The sequence below is a fragment of the Neptuniibacter sp. CAU 1671 genome, from assembly GCF_029222905.1.
GTDB lineage: Bacteria > Pseudomonadota > Gammaproteobacteria > Pseudomonadales > Balneatricaceae > Neptuniibacter.
In genome coordinates, this window is the sequence record NZ_JARHUE010000002.1 from 179,810 (window position 1) to 202,834 (window position 23,025).

Annotated in this window: 24 protein-coding genes; 22 read left to right on the plus strand and 2 right to left on the minus strand. The window is 53.7% G+C overall.

The genetic code is table 11. The features are described from left to right. Nucleotide 1: 1 nt before the first annotated feature. From P2G53_RS04775 to P2G53_RS04880, 22 genes are all read left to right on the plus strand, one after another. On the plus strand, nucleotides 2-1,711 hold the full coding sequence (locus tag P2G53_RS04775; RefSeq protein WP_275814578.1) for a flagellar hook-length control protein FliK: 1,710 nt from the start codon (nucleotides 2-4) through the stop codon (nucleotides 1,709-1,711). 136 nt (nucleotides 1,712-1,847) lie between these two features. Then, the gene (locus tag P2G53_RS04780) at nucleotides 1,848-2,372 is read left to right on the plus strand and encodes a flagellar basal body-associated FliL family protein (RefSeq protein ID WP_275814581.1); all 525 of its coding nucleotides are present in this window, start codon (nucleotides 1,848-1,850) and stop codon (nucleotides 2,370-2,372) included. A 35-nt stretch (nucleotides 2,373-2,407) separates the two neighbouring features. Then, the gene (gene fliM, locus P2G53_RS04785) at nucleotides 2,408-3,388 is read left to right on the plus strand and encodes a flagellar motor switch protein FliM (protein ID WP_275814584.1); all 981 of its coding nucleotides are present in this window, start codon (nucleotides 2,408-2,410) and stop codon (nucleotides 3,386-3,388) included. Between the two features lie 27 nt (nucleotides 3,389-3,415). Further along, complete coding sequence (gene fliN, locus P2G53_RS04790) at nucleotides 3,416-3,859, plus strand: flagellar motor switch protein FliN (protein ID WP_275814587.1); 444 nt, start codon at nucleotides 3,416-3,418, stop codon at nucleotides 3,857-3,859. An 83-nt stretch (nucleotides 3,860-3,942) separates the two neighbouring features. After that, entirely contained in the window at nucleotides 3,943-4,296 is a 354-nt protein-coding gene (fliO, locus tag P2G53_RS04795) for a flagellar biosynthetic protein FliO (protein WP_275814590.1), read from the plus strand. Continuing rightward, the gene (gene fliP, locus P2G53_RS04800; protein WP_275814593.1) at nucleotides 4,289-5,026 is read left to right on the plus strand and encodes a flagellar type III secretion system pore protein FliP; all 738 of its coding nucleotides are present in this window, start codon (nucleotides 4,289-4,291) and stop codon (nucleotides 5,024-5,026) included. Before fliO ends, fliP begins: the two co-directional genes overlap by 8 nt. Before the next feature lie 25 nt (nucleotides 5,027-5,051). Then, nucleotides 5,052-5,321 (plus strand): flagellar biosynthesis protein FliQ, encoded by a 270-nt coding sequence (fliQ, locus tag P2G53_RS04805; protein ID WP_275814596.1) that lies wholly within the window; start codon nucleotides 5,052-5,054, stop codon nucleotides 5,319-5,321. A gap of 3 nt (nucleotides 5,322-5,324) precedes the next feature. Continuing rightward, nucleotides 5,325-6,104 carry a flagellar biosynthetic protein FliR gene (gene fliR / locus P2G53_RS04810; protein ID WP_275814599.1) on the plus strand — a complete coding sequence of 260 codons (780 nt, stop codon included), beginning with the start codon at nucleotides 5,325-5,327 and terminating at the stop codon, nucleotides 6,102-6,104. A 3-nt stretch (nucleotides 6,105-6,107) separates the two neighbouring features. Further along, nucleotides 6,108-7,259: a flagellar biosynthesis protein FlhB gene (gene flhB, locus P2G53_RS04815; RefSeq protein ID WP_275814602.1), complete on the plus strand. Its 1,152-nt coding sequence runs from the start codon at nucleotides 6,108-6,110 to the stop codon at nucleotides 7,257-7,259. A 152-nt stretch (nucleotides 7,260-7,411) separates the two neighbouring features. Then, nucleotides 7,412-9,523, plus strand: a complete 2,112-nt coding sequence (gene flhA, locus P2G53_RS04820; protein WP_275814605.1) for a flagellar biosynthesis protein FlhA — start codon at nucleotides 7,412-7,414, stop codon at nucleotides 9,521-9,523. A gap of 38 nt (nucleotides 9,524-9,561) precedes the next feature. Next, complete coding sequence (gene flhF / locus P2G53_RS04825) at nucleotides 9,562-10,947, plus strand: flagellar biosynthesis protein FlhF (RefSeq protein WP_275814607.1); 1,386 nt, start codon at nucleotides 9,562-9,564, stop codon at nucleotides 10,945-10,947. A gap of 15 nt (nucleotides 10,948-10,962) precedes the next feature. Then, nucleotides 10,963-11,790: a MinD/ParA family protein gene (locus tag P2G53_RS04830; RefSeq protein ID WP_275814610.1), complete on the plus strand. Its 828-nt coding sequence runs from the start codon at nucleotides 10,963-10,965 to the stop codon at nucleotides 11,788-11,790. Nucleotides 11,791-11,804: 14 nt separating this feature from the next. Then, nucleotides 11,805-12,515: an RNA polymerase sigma factor FliA gene (locus tag P2G53_RS04835; RefSeq protein ID WP_275814613.1), complete on the plus strand. Its 711-nt coding sequence runs from the start codon at nucleotides 11,805-11,807 to the stop codon at nucleotides 12,513-12,515. 69 nt (nucleotides 12,516-12,584) lie between these two features. Continuing rightward, on the plus strand, nucleotides 12,585-12,968 hold the full coding sequence (gene cheY / locus P2G53_RS04840) for a chemotaxis response regulator CheY (RefSeq protein ID WP_275814616.1): 384 nt from the start codon (nucleotides 12,585-12,587) through the stop codon (nucleotides 12,966-12,968). An 11-nt stretch (nucleotides 12,969-12,979) separates the two neighbouring features. Further along, nucleotides 12,980-13,777 carry a protein phosphatase CheZ gene (locus P2G53_RS04845; RefSeq protein WP_275814619.1) on the plus strand — a complete coding sequence of 266 codons (798 nt, stop codon included), beginning with the start codon at nucleotides 12,980-12,982 and terminating at the stop codon, nucleotides 13,775-13,777. A gap of 12 nt (nucleotides 13,778-13,789) precedes the next feature. Then, nucleotides 13,790-15,877, plus strand: coding sequence for a chemotaxis protein CheA (locus P2G53_RS04850; protein ID WP_275814622.1), 2,088 nt, complete (start codon nucleotides 13,790-13,792; stop codon nucleotides 15,875-15,877). Between the two features lie 20 nt (nucleotides 15,878-15,897). Next, entirely contained in the window at nucleotides 15,898-16,980 is a 1,083-nt protein-coding gene (locus tag P2G53_RS04855) for a chemotaxis response regulator protein-glutamate methylesterase (RefSeq protein ID WP_275814625.1), read from the plus strand. A 2-nt stretch (nucleotides 16,981-16,982) separates the two neighbouring features. Beyond that, the gene (locus P2G53_RS04860) at nucleotides 16,983-17,726 is read left to right on the plus strand and encodes a flagellar motor protein (protein ID WP_275814628.1); all 744 of its coding nucleotides are present in this window, start codon (nucleotides 16,983-16,985) and stop codon (nucleotides 17,724-17,726) included. Between the two features lie 4 nt (nucleotides 17,727-17,730). Continuing rightward, nucleotides 17,731-18,657 (plus strand): flagellar motor protein MotB, encoded by a 927-nt coding sequence (locus tag P2G53_RS04865; protein ID WP_275814631.1) that lies wholly within the window; start codon nucleotides 17,731-17,733, stop codon nucleotides 18,655-18,657. 3 nt (nucleotides 18,658-18,660) lie between these two features. Then, nucleotides 18,661-19,446 carry a ParA family protein gene (locus tag P2G53_RS04870; protein ID WP_275814634.1) on the plus strand — a complete coding sequence of 262 codons (786 nt, stop codon included), beginning with the start codon at nucleotides 18,661-18,663 and terminating at the stop codon, nucleotides 19,444-19,446. Next, a complete protein-coding gene (locus tag P2G53_RS04875) occupies nucleotides 19,443-20,237 on the plus strand; it encodes a chemotaxis protein CheW (protein ID WP_275814637.1) in 795 nt (264 codons plus the stop codon). The genes P2G53_RS04870 and P2G53_RS04875 overlap by 4 nt, the downstream gene beginning before the upstream one ends. Before the next feature lie 29 nt (nucleotides 20,238-20,266). Then, nucleotides 20,267-20,671: a DUF2802 domain-containing protein gene (locus tag P2G53_RS04880; RefSeq protein WP_275814640.1), complete on the plus strand. Its 405-nt coding sequence runs from the start codon at nucleotides 20,267-20,269 to the stop codon at nucleotides 20,669-20,671. Here the strand turns inward: P2G53_RS04880 and P2G53_RS04885 are convergent. Next, the gene (locus tag P2G53_RS04885; protein WP_275814643.1) at nucleotides 20,668-20,976 is read right to left on the minus strand and encodes an EscU/YscU/HrcU family type III secretion system export apparatus switch protein; all 309 of its coding nucleotides are present in this window, start codon (nucleotides 20,974-20,976) and stop codon (nucleotides 20,668-20,670) included. The genes P2G53_RS04880 and P2G53_RS04885 overlap by 4 nt on opposite strands. Then, a complete protein-coding gene (locus P2G53_RS04890; protein WP_275814646.1) occupies nucleotides 20,973-22,919 on the minus strand; it encodes a flagellar hook-length control protein FliK in 1,947 nt (648 codons plus the stop codon). The genes P2G53_RS04885 and P2G53_RS04890 overlap by 4 nt, the downstream gene beginning before the upstream one ends. Nucleotides 22,920-23,025: the final 106 nt, after the last annotated feature.

Here is a 23,025-nt window from a genome sequence, read left to right on the forward strand (position 1 = left end):
AATGAATCAGCAAGTCTCTCTGCCCGCACTTGGCGGTTTGCTTTCACTTGATCTGTCTATGCTGGCTCAGCCCCAGCAGGGCGGGGCTTTAGCGGCCACAGATCTGGTCAACAGTTTTGGTACCTTACTCAACCAGATGGTGGCAGAAGGTCAGCTTCCTGGTGTGCTGCCCAACGGCCAGATGTTGCCGACGGGAGGCGCAGCTTTGCCGTTAACGGAGGCAGCGCCCCCGGAGCTGGTTCAGCAGCAACTTGAGCAGCTGGCTGCGATGCTGGAGCAGCAGGGTTCTGATGGCGCTGATGAGTTGGCCGGGCTGGCGGCGGAGATCGCCCGGCTGCTGAAACAGGCCGGACAAAATCAGGCATCAACCACGGATCAGCTCAATGCGGCGGTGACGGAGCTGTCCGAAGATATGATTGCTGAGGCAGAGCCGGTCACCTCGTCATCAGAAGTACTGAGTGAATCTGAAGCGGTGTCTGTAGCGGCAGATGAAGCGCCGCCGCAGACGGACCCCGTTCCTGTGGTGGTTGATGCAGGCACTGCCACGGTTGCTGATGAAGACCCGGTTGTTGAGCAGCTCGCTGACGATACGGCAGTGGCTGAAGAAGAGCCGGTGGTTGTAACTGCTGCTCCTGAGAATGAGGAAACACTTCAGGCGGCTGAAGACAGCTCGATCAGTGGTGAGGATGCGCCGGAACTTGTGTTGCCTCAGTCGCAGCCTCAGGCCTTGGTCGATGGCAGTGCCGATGAAATCAGTGAAGATGTGGCTCCTGTTCAAATGAAGGAGCGTCCTTCCAAAGCACATCTGCATGCTTCAGAACAGGCCGTGGCGGCCCTGACCACTAAAGCGAATGCGCAGGCGGCTTTGCACAGTGCTGTGTTGGCGGTACCTGCCGAGGGTGAGGCCCAGGCAGCGGTTTCTACTCAGGTAGTAGATCTTCTGAAAACACAGAATCGTTCCGCCGCGGTGACGCAACTGGTTGATGAAAATACTGCAAACCCAACTTCGGGTGAGCGAGGCGGGCGAACTGAAGCTTCCGCGCCATCCAGCGAGCCAGCGCCGCTGCCAACCCTGGGGAAAAAACTGGAACTCAATCTGGAAAACAGTCAGGCGTTACTGCGCAGTGTGGCGGCTTTACGGCAGGGGGCTGATACCCAGTCCTCGCAACAGCGGGCTGAAGCAATACCCTTGACGGGTTCTGAAACCTATAACGCTGCAGGTATATCCCAGCCAACCCAGACGCAAAAAGTGCTGACAGAACAGCAAACGCTGATGATGCCGAATCAGATGCGGATGAATACCCCGGTCTGGCAGAATGCGTTGGGTGAGCGAGCGATGTTGCTGGTGGCGAATGGTGCGCGCACAGCCGAGATTCGTCTGGATCCGCCTGAGCTGGGATCGCTGCATATTCGTGTACATATGCATCAGGATCAGGTCAGCCTGAGTTTCTCTTCGCCCCATGCGCATGTGCGTGATGCGGTTGAACAGAGTTTGCCAAGGCTGCGTGAGATGTTTGCAGAACAGGGACTTGCGCTACAGGATTCCTCGGTATCGGACCAGTCATCGGGTGATCGCCGTGGTGAGTCTGCTCAACAATTGGCTGAACGCTCCTATGGCATCGGCGGTGGCGGCGAGTTGACGATGGATGATGCTGATGAGCCGCCAATGCGCGGCGCTCAGAGTGTTAATCTGGTGGATTATTATGCCTGACCGGGTTTAACCGGCCGCTTGAGGTTTTTACGTTGTTCAGCCGTAAAATCAGTGTGTTATAGTAAGGCAAAGTATGCCGGTCTGTGGCCGGTTGTTGGGAATGAATCGCCGCGTAACAGGCTGAGGTATTTGGGTAATGGCGGAAGCTGACGAGTCCACCGAAGAAACAGGCGCAGAGGGTAAGAAAAAGTCCAAGCTGGTGTTGATTATTGCACTGGTGGTGGGTGTGTTACTGGTAGGTGGCGGTGGCGCTGCGGTCGCTTTTTTCCTGCTCGGTGATGATCAGCCTGCCGCGGAAGAGGTTGCAGCTACGCCGGAAAAAGCTGAGGCGATCTATACCAAGGTGCGTACCAAAGAAGGCAAGCCGATGTTTGTGGTCACGTTGCAGTCATTGGATCAGCGGCCGCACTATATGCAGGCTTATGTAGAAGCGAAAAGCCGTGACTCCGATGTGGATGCGGCGCTGACCCTGCATATGCCGCTGATTGTATCGCGGTTGAATACGCTGTTTTCGACCCAGAAATTTGAGCAGTTGCAAACCGTCGAGGGCAAGATTAAGTTGCGTCAGGATGCAACGGATCTGGTCCGCGAGATTATGCAGGAAAAAATCGGAAAGCCGGGTGTTGAAACCATTCTATTCACTAACTTTGTGATGCAATGATGTCGTCGATGGGTCTGCTGGAGGGTGTAGCCTAGATGTCGGTCAAAGATCTGCTGTCCCAGGATGAGATCGATGCGCTGTTGCACGGTGTTGATGATGGCGATGTCGATACCTCAGAATCGGTAGATGACCTCGACGACGGTGAGGTCCGCCCTTACGATCTTGCCAGCCATGAACGCATTGTTCGTGGCCGTATGCCAACGCTCGAAATGATCAATGAGCGTTTTGCCCGTTATACCCGCATCAGTCTGTTTAATCTGCTTCGTCGTGAAGCAGATGTGACCGTGGGTGGCGTTCAGGTAATGAAGTATGGTGATTACATCCATACTCTCTATGTTCCGACCAGTATGAACCTGATCCGGGTGCCACCTTTGCGGGGCACCGGTCTGTTTATTATGGACGCCAAGCTGGTGTTCAAGCTGGTGGATAATTTCTTTGGTGGCGATGGTCGTCATGCCAAAATTGAAGGGCGTGAATTTACCCCCACTGAAACCCGGCTGATCCAGAAAACCCTGGAACAATTTTTCCTTGATCTCGAAGATGCCTGGCGGCCGGTTAAAAACCTGTCGTTTGAGCATATTGGTCATGAGATGAATCCGGCTATGGCTAACGTTATCAACCCGACGGAGGTTGTGGTGGTCAGTTCCTTTCAGGTAGACCTTGAAGGGGGTTCCGGTGAGTTTCATGTGGCGTTGCCCTATTCGATGCTGGAACCGATCAGAGATCTGCTGGTGTCCGGTTTTCAAAGCAGTGAAGATGAGCGTGATGAGCGTTGGCAGACCGCGTTGCAGCGTGACATTCTGATGGCGCATCTGACGCTGGAGATGTCGATTGCCCGTCAGGAGATGACGCTGCGGGATGTGCTAGAGCTGGAAGCCGGTGATATTATTCCGGTTGAACTGCCGGAGACCTTTGAGCTCAGAGCCAACAAGGTGCCGGTGTTTACCTGTAAACTCGGTCAGTCACGTGGCAATCTGGCGTTAAAAATTCAAAATCAGGTTGTTCGTCGTAAATAACCCTGCAGGGGAGAGAAGGTGTGATTCATGAGTGATGATGCAGATCTGGATCAACAGGCGCTGGCCGATGAGTGGGCTGCGGCACTGGAAGAGCAGACTGGCGATGATGCAGGCGAGCAGATCGATCCTGATGAGCTTTTAAAGGCCACCGGTGTCAATCAGGACAAGGTGCAATTGGCTGAACTGAAGGATGAGGGTAAACCCGTCGCGGACCCCAAACTGGATGTCATCCTTGATATTCCGGTGACCCTGTCAATGGAAGTGGGCCAGACCGATATTCCCATCAGTAACCTGCTGCAGCTGACGCAGGGTTCGGTTATTGAACTGGACCGGGTGGCGGGTGAACCGCTGGATGTAATGGTCAATGGAACGCTGATCGCCCATGGCGAAGTGGTTGTCGTCAACGATCGTTACGGTATCCGTCTAACTGATGTAATCAGTCCGCAAGAGCGGATTCGCCGTCTGAAATAGACCTGATGCGGATAGCTGCTCTTCTTATCGGCTTTTTTTTCGCACCCTGGGCAGCGGCTGAAACCGCGTCCGGGGCCGAGGCAATGCGGCCCGCTTTTCAGGAGCCTTTCTCAATTGCCGCGCTGACGCAGTTGGTGTTCGGTTTGGGTCTGGTGCTGGGCATGATTCTGTTGCTGGCCTGGCTGGTACGACGTTTCTCAGGTTTTACCCCTATGAGCCGTCAGATGCGTGTTCTGGCTGTGTTGCCACTGAGTACGCGTGAGAAAGTCGTGCTGGTTGAAGTGGGTGGGCAGCAACTGCTGCTTGGTGTGGCGCCGGGTCGGGTCAATCTGATTAAAGAGTTTGAGGAGCCGGTAGTAAAACTGGCTGAACAATCAGCCCCAGCCTTTGCGGCTAAGCTGGCGGAAGTGCTTCAGAGGCAAAAATCTGATGGTTAAATGGCTGCTGCTGGTTCTCGGTTTTGTGCCTATGCTGGCTCAGGCAGCGGATGTCGGGATTCCGGCTGTCACTGTGACCACGGGTGAAAACGGTGAGACCAGCTACAGTGTGACGATCCAGATCCTTGCGCTGATGACCATGCTGACGTTCCTGCCAGCTATGGTCATGATGATGACCTCATTTGCCCGCATTATTATTGTTTTCTCAATTCTCCGACAGGCGCTGGGTCTGCAGCAGACACCTTCCAATCAGATTCTGATTGGTATCGCGTTGTTCCTGACATTGTTTATCATGACGCCGGTGCTGGATAAGGTGTATCAGGATGCCGTGACACCCTACCTGAATGAGGAGATTGGGGTGGTGGCTGCGCTGGAGCAGGCCAGCGGTCCTTTTCGAGATTTTATGCTGATGCAGACCCGTGAAAGTGATCTGGATCTGTTTATGCGAATTTCGGATACCCCCGCTGTTGAAACGCCGGATGAAGTGCCTTTTACCGTTCTGGTGCCCGCCTTTGTGACCAGCGAGCTGAAGACTGCTTTTCAGATCGGTTTTATGTTGTTTATCCCGTTCCTGATTATTGATTTGGTGGTGGCCAGTGTTTTGATGGCAATGGGTATGATGATGCTGTCACCGGTCATTATTTCGTTGCCGTTTAAAATCATGCTGTTTGTCCTGGTTGACGGCTGGGCTCTGGTGATTGGTACGCTGGCAGCAAGCTTTGGGCTATAGTGCCTAAGAAACCGGGAGGACGGCCATGACACCTGAAGTAGTTCTGAGTATTTTCGGTGAAGCGTTCTGGCTGATCGTGTTGATGGTTTCCGTCATTATTCTGCCGAGCCTGGTGGTGGGTTTGGTTGTCTCTACCTTTCAGGCAGCTACTCAGATCAATGAACAGACACTCAGCTTTCTGCCGCGTCTGATCATTACGTTATTGGTAATTATGTGGGCCGGTCCATGGCTTCTGACTCAGCTGATGGAGCATTTTACCCGGCTGGTCAAAAACATCCCCTTTCTCATCGGTTAACCCATGTTTGATGTCAGTCTCCTGCAGATTGAAGATTGGGTTGCGGCTTTTCTCTGGCCGTTGTTCCGGGTTGCGTCCTTTTTTATGGCAGTACCCTTGCTGGGTGGACAGTTGGTCTCGGCGCGTATTCGTCTGATTCTGGCGTTGTCTATTACGGCCATCACTGCTCCTCTGCTGCCTGCAATGCCGCCTTTTACCGGGCTGGATGGGCAAGCCTGGATCATTATTGCTCAGCAGATCCTGATCGGTGGTGCGCTGGGTTTTATGTTTCAGGTGTTTTTTCAGGTGTTCGTGCTGGGCGGGCAGATGATTGCGACCCAGATGGGTTTGGGTTTTGCCTCTGTCAGTGACCCCGCTAACGGTATACCGGTGGTGATGCTGAGTCAGTTTTATCTGACCATGGTGATGATTTTGTTTATCTCACTTAACGGGCATCTGGTGATGGTTGAGGTGATTGTGCGCAGCTTTGATGTGTTGCCTGTAGCGATGACGGGGCTGACTCAACCCATGCTGTGGAAGATAGCGATTGCCGGTAGCTGGATGTTCTCGGCAGCACTGCTGATGGCGTTGCCTGCTGTCACAGCTCTGCTGGTGGTGAATATGACTTTTGGCATTATGTCCCGGGCAGCGCCTCAGCTAAATATTCTGGCGATAGGTTTTCCGTTCACCATGGTGTTGGGTTTATTTATCAACTGGGTCAATCTGGGCGGTTTTCTGGATCAGTACATGCGTATTTCCAGCTATGCTCTGGATTATATTGAACAGTTGCTCAGTGGAGTGTGACCGGTGGCTGAAGAAGATTCAGGTCAGGAAAAGACGGAACAACCCACGCCCAAGCGCCTGAAAGAGGCGCGGGAAAAGGGCGATGTTCCCCGATCAAAAGAACTCACCACCATGCTGGTGCTGATGGCGGCGGTACTGGGTGCCTTTATCTTTGGTGGACAGTTGGTGGAACGCATGATCGGCATGATGGAGCACAACTTTCTGCTGGACCGTTCAGCTGTATTTGATAGCAATGCCATGATTGCGCATCTGGGGGTGTCGATACGGGAGGCTGGCCTGGCGCTGGCCGGTATTTTCGGCCTGATTGTGGTGGCTGCTATTGTCGGTCCTATCGCTCTGGGAGGCTGGAACTTCAGTGCTCAGGCCTTGCAGCCCAAAGGCAGCCGGATCGATCCGCTGGCAGGCATCAAGCGTATGTTTTCCCTGAAATCGTTGGTGGAATTGTTCAAGGCGTTGGGTAAATTTGCTCTGGTAGGCGGTTTTGCCATGCTGATTTTGTGGCAGATCCGTGGCGATATTATCGCCTTGGGTAATAGCCCGGATCGGCCCGCCATTCAGGCGGCGCTGGAGATAGTGACCTGGGTATTTATGGTGCTGAGTGCCGTGCTGATCATTATCGCTGCCATCGATGTGCCTTATCAGCTCTACGATTACACCCACAAGATGAAGATGACTCTCCAGGAAGTGAAGGATGAAATGAAAAACACGGAGGGTAAGCCTGAAGTCAAAGGGCGTATTCGTCAGTTGCAGCGTGAAATCTCTCAGCGTCGGATGATGAAGGCCGTCCCTGAGGCTGATGTAGTGATTACCAACCCGACCCATTATGCGGTAGCGGTGCGTTATGATTCAGAGTCACGCAATGCGCCGATTGTGGTGGCCAAGGGTGTTGATTTTGTTGCCCTGAAAATTCGTGAGATAGCGGCAGAGCATGAAGTGCCGATGTTGCAGGCGCCTGCTCTGGCGCGAGCGATCTACCATTCAACGGAACTGGATGATGAGATTCCAGCGGGCCTGTTTCTGGCTGTGGCACAGGTGTTGGCGTATGTCTACCAGCTCAAGCGCTACCGTGATCATAACGATGTCTCTGCGCCGCGCCAGCCTGATCTGGAACATCTCGATATTCCTGATGAATTTAAAACCGATCCTCCTGCCTGAGTTCAATTTTCTGGCGTGAAAATTGCAAAATAATCATTGAGTTGGCGTTAATCGTCAAAAAACCGACATTTTATGCTGTCTTTGGGCAAAGATGATCGGTTATTATCGATTAAGTTGAATTTAGTGATGTTTTTTTGACGCATAGGTTCTGAGTGGAACGCGCAGTTATCTTGCAAAATATACGCAACCTCGGCCAGGGTCACCTGGGTGTGCCGTTGTTGTTGCTGGCAATTTTGGCGATGGTTACATTGCCGATACCGCCGTTCCTGCTGGATACGCTGTTTACATTCAATATCACCATTTCCATCGTTGTACTGCTGGTCTGTGTCTATTCATCACGTCCACTCGATTTTGCTGTTTTTCCATCCATTATTCTGATCGCAACGCTGATGCGGCTGGCGCTGAACGTAGCTTCTACGCGTGTGGTGCTGCTGTATGGTCATGAAGGGGGTGATGCGGCCGGTAAGGTGATTCAGGCCTTCGGTGAGGTGGTGGTAGGCGGTAACTATGTGGTCGGTTTTGTGGTGTTTCTGATCCTGATCATTATCAACTTTGTCGTGGTGACAAAGGGTGCCGGTCGTATTTCCGAAGTCAGTGCCCGTTTTACCCTGGATGCCATGCCGGGTAAGCAGATGGCGATCGATGCTGACCTTAACTCTGGTCTGATAGATCAGGAGGAGGCTAAACAGCGACGTCAGGAAGTGACGCAGGAAGCGGATTTTTATGGTTCTATGGACGGTGCGTCCAAGTTCGTCAGGGGTGACGCGGTTGCCGGTATTCTGATTCTGGTGATCAACCTGCTGGGTGGTCTGGCGATAGGTATGCTGCAGCATGATCTCGATTTCAGCACAGCGATGCGTTACTACTCTCTGTTGACGATTGGTGATGGTCTGGTGGCTCAGTTGCCTTCGCTGCTGCTTTCAACCGCGGCCGCCATTATGGTGACCCGGCAGAATGTTTCCCATGATATGGGTCGTCAGGTGCTGGGACAGCTGTTTGCTTCACCGAAGTCTCTGGCGATTGCTGCCGGAATTTTGACGATTATGGGTTTGATTCCCGGCATGCCGCATTTTGCGTTTTTGTCACTGGCGGCAGTGGCAGGGGCGGGAGCCTGGTGGATTTTCCGTCATCATCAGGCAAAAGCAATGCAGGTAGTGGAGCAGGAGCGCCAGAAAGCGCAGCAAGCTGCCCCGGTGGAAGATGGTGAGAAGCGCGACCTGAACTGGGATGATGTAATGCCGGTGGATATGGTCGGTTTGGAAGTAGGTTATCGGCTGATTCCAATGGTCGATAAGATGCAGGGCGGGCAGTTGTTGAGTCGCATCAAAGGTGTCCGTAAAAAGCTCTCCCAGGATCTGGGTTTTCTGGTGCCGTCGGTACATATTAGGGATAACCTGGATCTGTTGCCCGGGGCTTATCGCATCACGCTGATGGGTGTGATTGTTGGTGAGGCGGAAGTTTATCCGGATCGTGAGCTGGCGATTAACCCGGGTCAGGTGTTTGGCGCATTGCAGGGGATTGAAGTGAAAGACCCTGCGTTTGGTCTGGATGCTGTGTGGATTGAGCAGCAGAACAAAGAGCAGGCGCAGTCGCTGGGTTATACCGTGGTGGATGCTTCGACTGTGGTGGCTACGCATCTGAATCAGTTGCTGCAGGTGCATGCGCATGAGTTGTTGGGTCATGAAGAGGTGCAGCAGTTGCTGGATATGCTGGCCAAATCCTCGCCTAAGCTGGTTGATGAGCTGGTGCCTGGCAAACTGGGCTTCAGTGCGTTGCTGAAAGTGCTGCAGAACCTGCTGAAAGAGCATGTGCCACTGAAAGATTTCAGAACCATAGCCGAGTCCCTGGCCGAGGCGGTCAGCCGTACTCAGGACCCGTTGGCACTGACCGCGGCGGTGCGTATCTCACTGTCCCGCCTGATAGTACAGAACATTAATGGTGCTGAGCCTGAATTGCCGGTTATTACGCTGGAGCCCCAGTTGGAGCAGCTGCTGATGAATTCGATTCAGCAGGGCAAAGATGCGGGTCTGGCGCTTGAGCCGGGCATGGCTGAACGTTTACAGGCGTCATTGTCGGATGCTGCCAGCCAGCAGGAGATGATGGGGCGTCCGTCAGTGCTTCTGGTGGCTGCGCCAGTGCGACCTCTGCTGGCCAAGTTTGTGCGTTATGGTCAGCACCAGATTCACGTGCTCTCCTATCAGGAGATCCCGGAAAATAAAAAGATCACCATTGTGGCGACCGTGGGTGGGCAGCCAAATGGTTAAACAGTCAGACCAACAGGCTGGACTGATGGGGAAACTTTATGAAGGTTAAGCGTTTCTTTGCGCCGGATATGCGACAGGCAATGCGCCGGGTCCGAGAGGAGATCGGTCCTGATGCAGTGATTTTGTCTAATCACCGTGTCTCAGGCGGTGTCGAGGTGGTGGCTGCTCATGAAAACGATTACGAAACGGCCCGTGCTGAATTTGATCAGCGTCAGCGGCCCGCGCCCAGTGCACGTCAGCCTCTGGATGTTGTCACGGGTGCACAAAGTGCCGGCCTGAGTGATGAGCTGCACCGTGCCCGGATGCGAATCGCCGAGGCCCAGCAGCGTGCGCATGCACCGGCAGATGAAACCGAAAAAGTGAACCGTCAGTTGGGTCGTGATGATGAAGACGATCTGCGCATGATTCTGTCGACGCTGAAACAGCGTCGACGTGAGAAAGCCGATGCGGCGCATGAGAATTTTGTCCGACAGCAGTTACCTGAGCCTGAAATGCATGCCCCGGCCACGGCAATGGATGCGAACCTGATTCGGACCATGCAGGATGAAATTCAGCAGCTGAAGCAGATGCTGCAGCATCAGGCGATGTCTCAGGTCGCTAAGCCGGTTTCACCTTTGCAGCGCAAGCTGGAGTTAATGGGTATCAGCCCGGCTCTGGCAGGGCAGCTTATGTCTGGTGTTGAACCGGATCTGGCGCCTGAGAAGGCCTGGCGTAATATGCTCGCAAAGCTGTCTGAAGCGATCCCTGTGGTGGGTGAGGAGTATATCGAACGCGGTGGCATGATCGCGTTTGTCGGTCCAACCGGCTCCGGTAAAACCACCACTATTGGTAAGCTGGCTGCGCGTTATGTTCTGCAGCATGGCAGCTCGGGTCTGGCGCTGGTGACTACCGATACCTATCGGATCGCGGCGCATGAGCAGCTGCGTACCTTTGGTCGTATTCTGGACGTACCGGTCAGAGTCGTAGATGAAAACAGCTCGCTGGAAGCGGTGTTGCAGTCGCTGAAAAACAAACGTCTGGTGCTGATTGATACAGCGGGTCTGTGTGCGCAGGAGCCGCACAGTGAAACGCAGATGAGTATGCTGGAAAGTGTCACGCTGCGGCTGAAAAAACTGTTGGTGGTTTCCTGTAGCAGTCAGCGTCGGGTAGTTGAGCAGGCCTATCAGGCTTACCGTGAGTTGGGACTGAATGGCTGTGTATTGAGCAAGATGGATGAGTCCGGTGGTCTGGGTGAGGCTTTGTCACTGATTATCGAAAAACGTCTGCCCGTGGCCTATATGACTGACGGTCAGCGCATTCCGGATGATATTCAGTTAGCTAAGCGGCATGATCTGGTGAGCCGTGCGGTTGTGGCTGCTCAGAAAGCTCTGGTGCAGGAACGTCAGTCAGACGATGACAGCGGTACCTTGTTTAAGGTGGTCTAGGATGGAATGTAACGCATGAGTCAGCCAAGACCAATTAAGGTCATCGCCGTCACCGGCGGTAAAGGGGGCGTGGGTAAAACCAATGTCTCCGTCAACCTCGCGACCGCCCTTGCAGAGATGGGTCATGAGACTGTATTGCTGGATGCCGATCTCGGGCTTGCAAACGTCGATGTCCTGCTTGGCCTGCGTCCGAAGAAAAATATATCTGATGTGCTTGATGGTACCTGTTCTCTGGAAGAGGTGATGTTGAAAGCAGGTGAGCGTTTTCGTATTGTGCCGGCTTCATCAGGCACTCAGGAAATGACCTCGCTCTCCGCCCACGAACATGCTGAATTGATTCATGCTTTTAATTCGATTGCCGATAATCTTGATGTACTGATCGTTGATACAGCAGCAGGGATTTCTGATTCTGTCGTCAACTTTGTCAGAGCGGCGCAGGAAGTACTGGTAGTGGTGTGTGATGAGCCGACATCCATCACCGATGCCTATGCGCTGATCAAACTTTTGAACCGGGATTATCAGATGACCCGCTTCAGAGTTCTGGCAAATATGGTGTTGACAGAACAGGAAGGGCGCAACATGTTTAACAAGTTGCTTACGGTAACCGACCGGTTTCTTGATGTGACCCTTCAATATGTAGGTTCAATCCCTTATGATGAGAGCGTACGTAAGGCTGTACAAAAGCAAGTGCCTGTTTTAAAAGCGTTTCCAAAGAGCAAGGTGGCACTCGCATTGCGCCAGTTGGCGAATAAGGTCGATAGTTGGCCTGTGCAGACCTTACCCCGGGGCCATCTCGAGTTTTTCGTCGAGCGGCTGATCCGGGGAACGTCCCCATCGGATTGATAAATAGAGGCGGTATGTACGATCAGCTGCAATTGCAAACGGCCGACGAATTAATAGAACAATATGCGCCATTGGTTAAACGTATTGCTCACCATTTGATGGCGCGCTTGCCTTCAACGGTATTGCTGGATGATCTGTTGCAGGCGGGCATGATGGGCCTGCTCGAAGCGGCCAAAAAATACGACACCTCTAAAGGTGCGAGTTTTGAAACCTATGCTGGTATCCGGATTCGCGGCTCCATCATAGATGAGGTTCGACGCGGTGATTGGACCCCGCGTTCAGTGCATCGAAACAGTCGTCGTGTGACTGAAGCGATTCATCAGGTTGAGGGCCGTCTGGGTCGCGATGCTTCCGATGCTGAAGTGGCTGCCGAGATGGATATCTCGCTGGATGAGTACCATCAGTTAGTGAAAGACTCCATGGAGAGTCGTCTGTTCAGTTTTGAAGAGATGACGGACCCCAAGGAGGACGGACCTTCGGAGTACGTGGCAAATGACGATCCGGGTCCCAGTCAGCACTTTGAGCGGTCGTCGTTTCAGGAAAATCTGGCAGCGGAGATCGCGCGCTTGCCTGAACGAGAGCAGCTGGTGCTGTCGCTGTACTATGATGAGGAACTGAATCTCAAAGAGATTGGCCAGGTACTGGGTGTCAGTGAATCCAGGGTCAGTCAGATTCACAGTCAGGCAGCGCTGAGATTACGGTCGCGCCTGACCGAGTGGAGATAAACTCGACCGCCGGGACTCAGATCGGCAGTCAGATATGTATTGAGTTGCGTAGCTTGAGGGGATTCTGTCTTGAGAAAAGACATCAAAATACTCGTGGTTGACGATTTTTCTACCATGAGACGTATCATTAAAAACCTGTTGCGGGACCTGGGACTCACCAACGTCGAAGAAGCCGATGATGGTCAGACTGCCCTGCCGATTCTGAAACGCGGTGACATTGAATTTTTGATTACCGACTGGAATATGCCGGGCATGACAGGCATAGAGCTGCTTAAAGCAGTTCGGGAAGATCCTGCCCTGGCTCAGATTCCGGTCCTTATGGTTACTGCCGAAGCCAAAAAAGAACAGATCATTGCTGCAGCGCAGGCTGGTGTTAACGGTTATGTGGTCAAACCTTTTACCGCCGCGGTGTTGAAAGAAAAAATCGACAAGATTTTTGAACGTCTGGGCTAAGGAGTAATCCCATGGTGTCAGGCCCGGATGCACGAAACGGCCTCAGTCGTTTCGAAGAAGAATTACAACAACATGCAGAGTCTCTGGTAACCGCCATCAAGAGTGGCAATCTGGCTGAGGCCATGGACCTGATCCATCTGTTGCATGAATTCCGTCATAAAACCTTCTTTACCGAAGTGGGTCACCTTACCCGTGGTCTGCATGAAGCCATTAAGGCATTCTCTGCCGAGATGGGTGGTGCGCTGGAAGGTGGCCAGGAGTCTATTCCCAGCGACGTGGATGCTGCCGAGCGTCTGAATTACGTCATCGATCTATCTGAAAAAACAGCCCATGAAACCATGGACCGGGTTGATAATGCCCTGTCACTGGTTGATCAGCTGGACGCCCAAAGTGCGCGTTTTAAAGATCTGCTTTCCCTCGTTGGTCAGCTTGAAGCTGAGCATGAAGGGTTGCGGGGCGTCTATGACCGTACCTGCGCATTGAAGGAAGAGTCGGAAAAAACCATTGATAGCCTGCGTACCCAGCTGACCGATATTGTTGTCTCTCAGAGTTATCAGGATATCTCTGGGCAGTTGATTCGTCGGGTTATTACACTCGTCAGCAATGTAGAAACACACCTCATCAGCCTGATGGATATGGCCGCTAAGGTGCAGCGTCTGTCAGGTATATCAACGGACACCGAAAAATCCGGACAGTCAGGCAAATCAGACCCCATTCAGGCAGAAGGTCCTCAAATTCGTAAGGAAAGCGCCGATATAGTGAGCGGACAAGACGAAGTAGACGATCTTTTATCCAGCCTGGGTTTTTAAGAGGAGTGCCCTATGAGTTTGGATGTAGACCAGGAGATCCTAGGTGATTTTCTCGTCGAGGCCGGAGAAATTCTGGAGCAGCTATCCGAACAATTAGTTGATCTGGAACAGTCCCCGGGTGATGCCGACCTGTTGAATGCTATTTTCAGGGGCTTTCACACCGTCAAAGGGGGGGCTGGTTTTCTTCAGCTGGAGGCAATGGTTGATTGCTGTCACAAGGCTGAAAACCTGTTTGATATGCTACGCAACGGTGAGATCAGCGTCACGCCTGAGCTGATGGATGTTGTGTTGCAGGTGCTCGATGCGCTGAACCTGATGTTTGAAGCTGTGCATGCCGGTGAAGAACCACAGCAGGCGGACCCTCAACTGATTCAGGCGTTAGTCGCTTTTGCCGAAGGTAATGGCCCGGCGCCAGCCCCGGCAGCCGCCCCTGCGCCAGCACCCGAACCCGAGTCTGTTGCCCCAGCCAAGGCCGCTCCTGTTGCAGCTCAGTCTGTACCTGATACCAGTTTTGATAATCCTGCAGACGAATTTGAAATGTTACTCAATGATATGGGCGCACCCACGGAGAGTGCACCTGTCATTGAAGCTGGCGGTAGTGAGCTGATCACTGAAGATGAGTTTGAGGCGTTGCTGGATCAGCTGCACGGTGCAGGTAAAGGTCCGGGTAAAACTGTGCCTGAGCCAGCCGCACCAAAAGCCGCTACAGCTGCACCAACTGCTGCGCCTGCTGCTGGCGGTACTGAACTGATTACTGATGACGAATTTGAGTCTCTGCTGGATGAACTGCAGGCGCAGGGTAAAGGTGCTTTTGCAGCGCCGCCTGTTGAGTCGCCTGCCAAGGTTGAGACTAAACCCGCAATGCCCGCGACCGCTAACTTTGCGGCTGCAAAAGAAGATACGGGCAAAGCGGCTAGTGCGCATGCCAAACCGGCTGCAGAGAGTAACGTGCGTGTGGATACTCGCCTGCTCGACAAGATCATGAATATGGTCGGAGAGCTGGTGCTGGTGCGTAACCGTCTGGTTCGCCTGGGTGTACGTCATGAAGATGAGGCCATGGGCAAGGCGTTAGGCACGCTGGATATGGTCACCGCCGATCTGCAGATGTCGGTAATGAAAACCCGTATGCAGCCAGTGAAAAAGGTATTTGGCCGTTTTCCGCGTCTGATCCGTGACCTCTCCCGTAATCTGAAAAAAGAGGTTCAGCTGGAACTGCGGGGTGAAGAAACCGATCTGGACAAAAACCTGGTTGAAGCACTGGCCGATCCGCTGATCCACCTGGTGCGCAACTCGGTTGACCATGGTATCGAGGCTCCTGAAGTGCGTGAAGCCCAGGGCAAACCTCGTGAAGGCCATGTGTTGCTGTCCGCAGAACAGGAAGGCGATCATATCCTGCTGGTGATTCAGGATGACGGCGCCGGTATGGACCCGGAGAAGCTCCGTAATCTGGCGATCAAGCGTGGCATGATGGACGCTGAAGCTGCCATGCGCCTGACCGATCAGGAGTGTTTCAATCTGATATTCGCGGCCGGTTTCTCTACCAAACAAGAGATATCCGATGTCTCTGGCCGTGGTGTTGGCATGGATGTGGTGAAAACCAAAATCACCCAGCTGAATGGCACCCTGAGCATTGATTCTGTACTTGGGCAGGGCACACGTATTGCAATTCAGGTACCGCTGACGCTGGCGATTATGCCTACGCTGATGGTGATCCTTGAACAGCAGGCCTTCGCGTTGCCATTGGTCAACGTGAATGAGATCTTCAATCTTGATCTGACCAAAACCAATACGGTTGATGGACAGCAGGTGATTATTGTGCGCGATCAGGCACTGCCGCTGTTCCACCTCAAGCGCTGGCTGATTGACGGGCAGCAGTTTGCCACCATTCCGCCACAGGGCCATGTGGTGATTGTGACGGTAGGTACGCAAAGAGTTGGTTTTATTGTTGATCAGCTCGTTGGGCAGGAAGAGGTGGTTATTAAACCGCTGGGCAGTATCCTGCACGGGACGCCAGGTTTGTCCGGCGCGACAATCACCGGGGACGGACGTATTGCTTTGATCCTGGATATTCCGAACCTGCTTAAGCGCTACGCCTCCTGAGGCCGGTCACAGGGGCGGGTATGCCGTTACGGGTTCTGATTGTTGATGATTCAGTCTTTTTTCGAAACCGGATCAGTGATCTGCTGGCGGGTGATTCCCGCCTGCTGATCGTTGGGCGTGCTCAGAATGGCCGCGAGGCTGTGGAGTTGGCCCGTCAGTTAAAACCTGATGTGATCACCATGGATGTGGAGATGCCCGGTATGAATGGCATCGAAGCGGTAAGGCTGATCATGCGGGAGTCACCGACCAATATTCTGATGCTCTCTTCACTGACCCATGAGGGTGCTCAGGTTACCCTTCAGGCACTTGAGGCTGGGGCGGTAGATTTTCTCTCCAAAGATATGCGGGCCTGGATGGATCGGTCCGATTCTCTTAAGCGGCAGCTGTGCGACAAGATTGTAGAGATCGGTCAGCATAAGCAGCGCCCACGTTCTTCAATGTTTGGTGTACAGCCCGGCAGTACTGGAAAAACCATGGTTTTCCGGGGCGATGATACAGCGGAAAAAACGCCCGCTCCACAGGTCGCCCGAGGCCCGGCGAAGGGGCTTGTGGTCATCGGCGCGTCCACTGGTGGCCCGGTTGCCCTACAGCAGGTGCTGATGGCGTTACCGGCGGACTTTCCCTATCCGATTTTGCTGGTTCAGCATATGCCCAACACCTTTACACCGGTGTTTGCACAGCGCCTCAATCAGCTCTGCCGGATAGAGGTGTGTGAGGCCAAAGACGGTGATCTGCTGCGGCCGGGTGTCGCATTACTGGCGCCCGGGGGCAAGCAGATGATTATCGATCCGCGTGGTCGGGACCGGGTGAGTATCCTGCCCGGTGATGAGCGGCTCAACTACAGACCCAGTGTTGATGTGACATACGGCTCTGCAGCGCGTACCTTTGGTTCTAAGGTGCTGGCGATCATTATGACCGGCATGGGCGCTGATGGGTGTGAAGGTGCCCGCTTGCTGAGGCAGGCCGGTGCCCATATCTGGGCGCAGAATAAAGAGAGCTGTACCATCTATGGGATGCCTCAGGCTGTGGTGAATGCTGGCCTAGCGGATAAAATTCTGGACCTGCAGGAAGTGGGTCCCATGTTGGCGCAAAGCAGGGTGTAGCGATGGGTTTTTCAGCCGTTTTTGGTGTCATTCTGGCGATTTCAGCCGTGGGTTTTGCCCATTATCTGGATGGTGGTTATATCGCCGAGTTGGTGAACCTGCCTGCCGCAACCATTGTGTTGGGAGGAACCCTGGCGGCTGCTCTGATTCAGTTTCGTGCAGTGGATGTCAAACGCGCGGTATTTATGTTGCGCTGGGCTTTTGGACATGGAAAACAGCCCTTTAAAGAAACACTGGATTATCTGTTGCGCTGGTGTGTGATTGCCCGGCGTAAAGGGTTGCTTGGCCTGGAGGCTGAAGCGGATAAGCTGTCCGATGAGTTTATTCGTAGTGGTCTGCAACTGCTGGCAGATGGTAAGGGCCGTGATAGCCTGCGCAGTACGCTGGAAGTGGATATGGTGATGCAGGAGCAGCGTGACCTGCAGGCCGCCCGAGTGATTGAAAGCATGGGCGGTTATGCGCCTACCATGGGTATTATCGGTGCGGTGCTTGGCCTGATTCATGTGATGGGCAATCTGTCAGATCCTGAAAGTCTGGGCCGGGGTATTGCCACAGCCTTTGTGGCCACCATCTATGGTATCGGTGTGGCCAACCTTTTCTTATTGCCGATCGGCAATAAAATCAAAGATATAGTTCAGGCGCGCTATCGTCATCAGGAGATGGTGCTCGAGGGGTTGATGCTGATTGCTGACGGTCATGGCCCTAAAGCGATTCAGCAACGCCTGCAGGGTTATCTGGGAGGCTAGCGGGATGCCACGTCGACACAGTCCACAGGACATCGCGCGCCATGATCGTTGGGTTCTTTCCTACGCTGATTTTATTACCCTGCTGTTTGCTTTTTTTGTGGTGATGTACGCGATCTCTTCAGTGAATGAAGATAAATATCGCGGCCTGGCCGAAGCCTTAACCGGAATTTTTATTGGTCTGGATGATAGCGGAGAAAAAGCGGATAAAGGTGAAGGGCATAACCTGCGTGGTTTGGGCATGTTTATGGGCGGCACAGTTGATAAAGATGCGCCCAGAGTCACGCTGGCACCACCGGATCAGACAGAAACCATGACCCTGGAGGCTCTTAAGCAGGCGTTACAGGTGAACTTTTCTCAGCTTGTGGCGGCCGGGACGATGACGGTAACCGGTAATGACCTCTGGGTTGCTATTGAGGTTCGTTCGGGCGATCTCTTCGCCTCGGCAAGTGCAACACCTACCGATCTGGCCGATCAGTTACTGGAGCCATTGGCGCAGATTCTCAGCGGCAGCGAAAATCCTATCCATGTTGAAGGTTTTACCGATAATCAGCCGCTGACCAGTAGACAGTTTCCATCGAACTGGGAATTGTCCGCGGCCAGGGCCGCCGCGGTGGTCAGGTTGCTGACAGAGTTTGGGGTTGATCCAAAGCGGATGGCTGCCGTCGGGTATGGTGAATATCAGCCCGCTTACAGCAACCGTACAGCCAAAGGTCAGCAACTGAATCGCCGGGTGGTGATTGTGATCTCCCGGGATGAGAAGGTTCGCCGGGTGGTGACGGCCTTTGGCAGTCAGAATGTCAGTTCAGATGCTGTGTCGACCCTGTTTTCCGAACCCGGTACTGAACCCAGACCTGTGGTAGAACAGGTCCAAAAAGAAGACGGTGGCGTTTTGTTCAGGCAGGCAGAACCTGATAGCGCGGGAGAGCGATAATCAATGCGAGTGTGGGCGGTTGCCAATCAGAAAGGCGGTGTAGGTAAAACGACTACTGTGGTGAGTCTGGCCGGTTTGCTGGCGGAAGTCGGCTACCGGGTTTTGCTGATTGATCTTGATCCGCACGGATCGCTGACCAGTTATTTTGGTTATGACCCGGATGAAGTGGAACTGTCGGTATATGATCTGTTGAGTGGCGATGTGCCGGTGACGGCCGAGGGCGTCACCGGGCTGCTGCGTAATACCAGTCATGACAGTATTAAAATGATTCCTGCCTCAACGGCCCTGGCTACGCTTGAACGTAAGGCGATCTCCAGTCAGGGTATGGGACTGATGATTGCCCGGGCATTGAAACAGCTCGATTCTCAGTTCGATTATGTGTTGATTGATAGCCCGCCAGTGCTGGGTGTGTTGATGGTTAATGCGCTGGCGGCCTGTGAGCATCTGCTGGTTCCGGTGCAGACGGAGTTTCTGGCGCTGAAAGGTCTGGAGCGCATGCTGCGTACGATTCACATGATTAACCGTGCCCGTAAAAACAAACTGCAGTACACCATTATTCCGACCTTTTATGATCGCCGCACCCAGGCTTCAGTGCTTAGTTTGCGTGAATTGCATCATCAATATCCACATGAGATCTCCAATACAGTGATACCGGTTGATACCAAATTCCGTAATGCCAGTATTCGCGGCGTTGTTCCGTCTGATCTGGATACCAGTAGTCGTGGTGTTAATGCCTATGCGCGTCTACTGAGAACCTTGCTGGAACAGCAAAAACGGGAGGCAGTATGAGTCAGGAACTGCCGGATAAACCGCATGGCATGCAACGTGTAGTACAGGATTATCTCGAGACCCTGTTGCTGGATGCGTCTGAAGAGGTTGTGGTTGCTGCTGCGGTGGTTGAAGAACTGCCGACTCCGGTAACCGACGAGACTCTCAATGAGACAGAGATCGCTGTTGCAACAGAAGCAGAAGTAACAGCCTCTGTTGAGCCAGAGCCAGAGCCAGAGCCAGAGCCAGAGCCAGAGCCAGAGCCAGAGCCAGAGCCAGAGCCAGAGCCAGAGCCAGAGCCAGAGCCAGTTGCAGCACAGGTTGCACCTAAGGTGGTTGAGCCTGCAAAACCTGCAGTGCCATCAGCTGCGATTAAGTTGGCCGATGACGGGGTTATCCAGTGCATGCTGGTTAAAATGCATGGTCTGAATCTGGCCATTCCTTCCGACTTTATTGATGTGGTCAATCACCTGTCCAATATCACGTTACAACTGGATGCTGAACATGACTGGTGTCTTGGAACTTTCAGCAGTAACCAGCGAACCGCCTTTTTGGTGGATACGGCCCGCTGGCTGATTCCGGATCGTTATGACCCGGCACTTGCACAATATAATGAACTCATTATCCTGCAAGGTAGGATCTGGGCTTTGGCCTGTGATGAGCTGGTGCGTTCTGTGGCCATACCGGTTGATAAGATCAACTGGGCGCCTGCCGATTCATCGCGACCATGGTTCTGGGGTACTTACATGGAAGAGCGCTGTGTCTTGCTGAACGTGGGCAAACTGATGACTCAGCTCAACCATGCACTGTAACGGGCAGTTAGTTAAGAAGGCGAGCGCGGGTGAATTCCGATTGGTTTATTCCATTATTCAGCGTCAGCATACTGGTGATTGGGCTGGTATGTCTTGGGCTGTTTATCCGTCTTCGCAAATATGTGCAGCAACAAAAAGCACTGATTAACGTCTTGCGTAACGAACTGCAGGCCATGACCAACAGCGCCATCGGCATGGGGCGTCGGTTGCAGGATGTCGAAAAGAAACTCAATGTGACGGTCAGCAAGCAGCAGGAGATGGAAAACCGTGATCCTGATTCTCTGGCGTATAATCAGGCAGCCAGGCTGATGCAGATGGGTGCCAATGTGGATGATCTGGTGCGGGATTGTGGTATTGGCCGCCCCGAAGCGGAACTGATGGCACTGCTACACCGGGAGCTGCACGCCGATCGTGCCCTGGGACGGGATAACTAGTCCTTTCCTTTGCCAGCCAAGTTGCTGACATCAATCTTTTTCAGGCTATAGGCAAACGCGATTACCTCGGCAATAGCGCGATAAAGCGCTTCGGGAATCTCATCTCCCAGCTCCAGCCTGACCAGCACTTCTACCAGCTCCGGACTTTCATGAATATGAATGTCGTTTTCCTCTGCCAGTCGAATAATCTGTTCGGCAATTTTGCCCATACCTTTTGCTACAACCAGCGGTGCACGCCCCTGGCCATGATCGTATTTCAGGGCAACCGCTTTCTGCATCGGTTCGTCAGGTTTTTGCTGTTTCATGTATGCAGATCGATCAGTTCTTTGTGAACAGGCGCATGTTGTTTGGGTGCCTGTCCGCGTTGTGATTGAATTTCGGTGTTGCTGAAGCCGCACTGGCGCAGGCGTTCAGCGAAGTCATCGGCCTGAGCCTGAAGTAACTGCGTGGTTTCCGGTTTCTCACACCAGAACAAGGCACTGATCTGATGCTGGTCGGTGAGTCGGATTTCAGCATCCAGTGCTCCGAGAGATTCCAGATCAAAATGTAGCCGGACCCGCCACTGACTGACCAGATCACCTTCGGCGGAGTGACGGGCCTCTCGGCTCAGACGCAGTTCCACATTTTCCCATCGTTCACCCTGACGGATCGGTAGATCAAGCTGCATCACGCGCTCAAAGCTGCCGTCAGGCATCTCGCGCCACTGCTGGAGGGAGTTGAGTTGCTGGCTGGTCACACGTGAATGCAGGCCTCTGACCAGTTGCTCTAAGTGTTCTTTTTTATCCGGTGGCAGTTTTTCACTTAAGCGTGAGAGCTGTTGTAATTGCTGCCGCATATCCTGTGGTCCCGGCATTATTCCCCGGCTCAACCGCTGTTCTGCACTTAAACCGCCTAATTCGATATTTTGCCGGATCTGGCCCGCCGCTTCGGGTGCGCCTGGGCGGACGCCAAACAGTTGCAACAGGGAACGCACTACGCCGGAAATCTGAGCGGCCTGGGGTGAATCTGTACGGCTGGCTACCTGAGCCAGCTGACTGAAAGCGTCAGCCACCGGGATCTGGCTGGGCAGCACATCCCTGAGTGTCTGCTTCACAACAGGGCGGTCAAGTGCAGATGCCGGCGGCTCTGGCTGAGGTCTTAGCTGAGTGGCCTGCACTGTCTCATGCGAACGAGTCAGCTGCAATTCGCTGCCTTGCTGTAGCGTCTGGTTTGAAATCACCTGAACCTGACGTCCATCAGCCAGCAGCAGGGTAATCAGGTTTTCACGCGGTGCTGCCGGATTGGTTGTTGAGACCGCTGGCTGAGGTTGTGGCTGCTGACTAGCGGTCTGTTGGCGGCTTGGGGTGACTGAGGACGCATTCTGAGTCTCACCACGTTTGCTGTCGATCGCTTTGTCGCCGCTGGTCTGTGGTCTGACAGGCGCGGGCGAAACTACAGCCGTTGCGGCGGCCTGGGCGGTTGCCGTGCTTGCCGCCTGTGTCACCTGGGGTTGAGTTGTGGGCTGAGGTGTTGCAGGGGGCTGTATTTGCGTGTTTGGCGTCGCCGGGTTGGCAGTTTGTGGTGCGCTGCTGTTTTGAGCCTGCGGGGCCTGAGGGGGGCTGCTGGCCTGAATAATGGGTCGGCCCGGCACGCCGGACAGGGTGTCAGGTGTTGTGGTGCCTGCTACCGGAATTGAGGTAGCGCTGGTGGGTGCGGGCTGTGTGGCGCCAACCGTTGTGGCTTGTGTTGGAATGCCTGTACCTGCATTGTTGCCGGTTATGGGCAGAGGGCGGCTGCTAATCACCGTCGCCTGGACGTTGACCTGTTCGGGCAACGCAGCGAGATTTTGCCCAGGTGCCGCCCTCAGCTGTGGCAGGGTAGGTGGCGGTGGTTGTTGTGCTGCCGGGTTGGGTGAATTCGGCGTGCCGGGTGTGCTCTCACCACGCACAGGCTGCGCTGGCGGAGGTGTTTTGCTGGCGGCCTGGTCGGGTGCGGGTAGCTGGATCTGAATCTGGCCGGTTTCGGCCAGAGTAATATTCACTTTCTGCCCAACGGGAAGGGGTTGGAATACACCCATCTGGATCAGCCGGTTGTTTACTTCCAGCCTGAGGCGAAATATTTCTGGCTGGATCTGGTCCCGGCTGACGGCTATCACGGTGGCGCTGACATTCTGGCCAACAGGCAGTGTCCGGTTCAGAGCAACCGTATTACTGGTGCTGGTGCTGTTATCCGTAGACGGCAGAGGTATGCCAGTGATCTGAGGTAACAAGGACAGGCTCCCGGAAGGTCAGAAAAGCTTTAGGTGATCTGTGTTGACGAATATCAAAACCAGTGATCCGATTCCGACGCCCTGAGGTTCAGGGGCATGACAGAAT

Excerpts from the sequence above, each read along its gene's own strand:
- P2G53_RS04830 (WP_275814610.1), top strand. The coding sequence starts at position 10,963 with ATGAGTCAGCCAAGACCAATTAAGGTCATCGCCGTCACCGGCGGTAAA.
- fliQ (WP_275814596.1), top strand. The coding sequence starts at position 5,052 with ATGACACCTGAAGTAGTTCTGAGTATTTTCGGTGAAGCGTTCTGGCTG.
- P2G53_RS04835 (WP_275814613.1), top strand. The coding sequence starts at position 11,805 with ATGTACGATCAGCTGCAATTGCAAACGGCCGACGAATTAATAGAACAA.
- fliP (WP_275814593.1), top strand. The coding sequence starts at position 4,289 with ATGGTTAAATGGCTGCTGCTGGTTCTCGGTTTTGTGCCTATGCTGGCT.
- fliN (WP_275814587.1), top strand. The coding sequence starts at position 3,416 with ATGAGTGATGATGCAGATCTGGATCAACAGGCGCTGGCCGATGAGTGG.
- P2G53_RS04855 (WP_275814625.1), top strand. The coding sequence starts at position 15,898 with ATGCCGTTACGGGTTCTGATTGTTGATGATTCAGTCTTTTTTCGAAAC.
- fliO (WP_275814590.1), top strand. The coding sequence starts at position 3,943 with ATGCGGCCCGCTTTTCAGGAGCCTTTCTCAATTGCCGCGCTGACGCAG.
- P2G53_RS04845 (WP_275814619.1), top strand. The coding sequence starts at position 12,980 with ATGGTGTCAGGCCCGGATGCACGAAACGGCCTCAGTCGTTTCGAAGAA.
- P2G53_RS04870 (WP_275814634.1), top strand. The coding sequence starts at position 18,661 with ATGCGAGTGTGGGCGGTTGCCAATCAGAAAGGCGGTGTAGGTAAAACG.
- P2G53_RS04875 (WP_275814637.1), top strand. The coding sequence starts at position 19,443 with ATGAGTCAGGAACTGCCGGATAAACCGCATGGCATGCAACGTGTAGTA.
- P2G53_RS04865 (WP_275814631.1), top strand. The coding sequence starts at position 17,731 with ATGCCACGTCGACACAGTCCACAGGACATCGCGCGCCATGATCGTTGG.
- P2G53_RS04775 (WP_275814578.1), top strand. The coding sequence starts at position 2 with ATGAATCAGCAAGTCTCTCTGCCCGCACTTGGCGGTTTGCTTTCACTT.
- P2G53_RS04860 (WP_275814628.1), top strand. The coding sequence starts at position 16,983 with ATGGGTTTTTCAGCCGTTTTTGGTGTCATTCTGGCGATTTCAGCCGTG.
- fliM (WP_275814584.1), top strand. The coding sequence starts at position 2,408 with ATGTCGGTCAAAGATCTGCTGTCCCAGGATGAGATCGATGCGCTGTTG.
- P2G53_RS04850 (WP_275814622.1), top strand. The coding sequence starts at position 13,790 with ATGAGTTTGGATGTAGACCAGGAGATCCTAGGTGATTTTCTCGTCGAG.
- P2G53_RS04885 (WP_275814643.1), bottom strand. The coding sequence starts at position 20,976 with ATGAAACAGCAAAAACCTGACGAACCGATGCAGAAAGCGGTTGCCCTG.
- P2G53_RS04780 (WP_275814581.1), top strand. The coding sequence starts at position 1,848 with ATGGCGGAAGCTGACGAGTCCACCGAAGAAACAGGCGCAGAGGGTAAG.
- flhF (WP_275814607.1), top strand. The coding sequence starts at position 9,562 with ATGAAGGTTAAGCGTTTCTTTGCGCCGGATATGCGACAGGCAATGCGC.
- fliR (WP_275814599.1), top strand. The coding sequence starts at position 5,325 with ATGTTTGATGTCAGTCTCCTGCAGATTGAAGATTGGGTTGCGGCTTTT.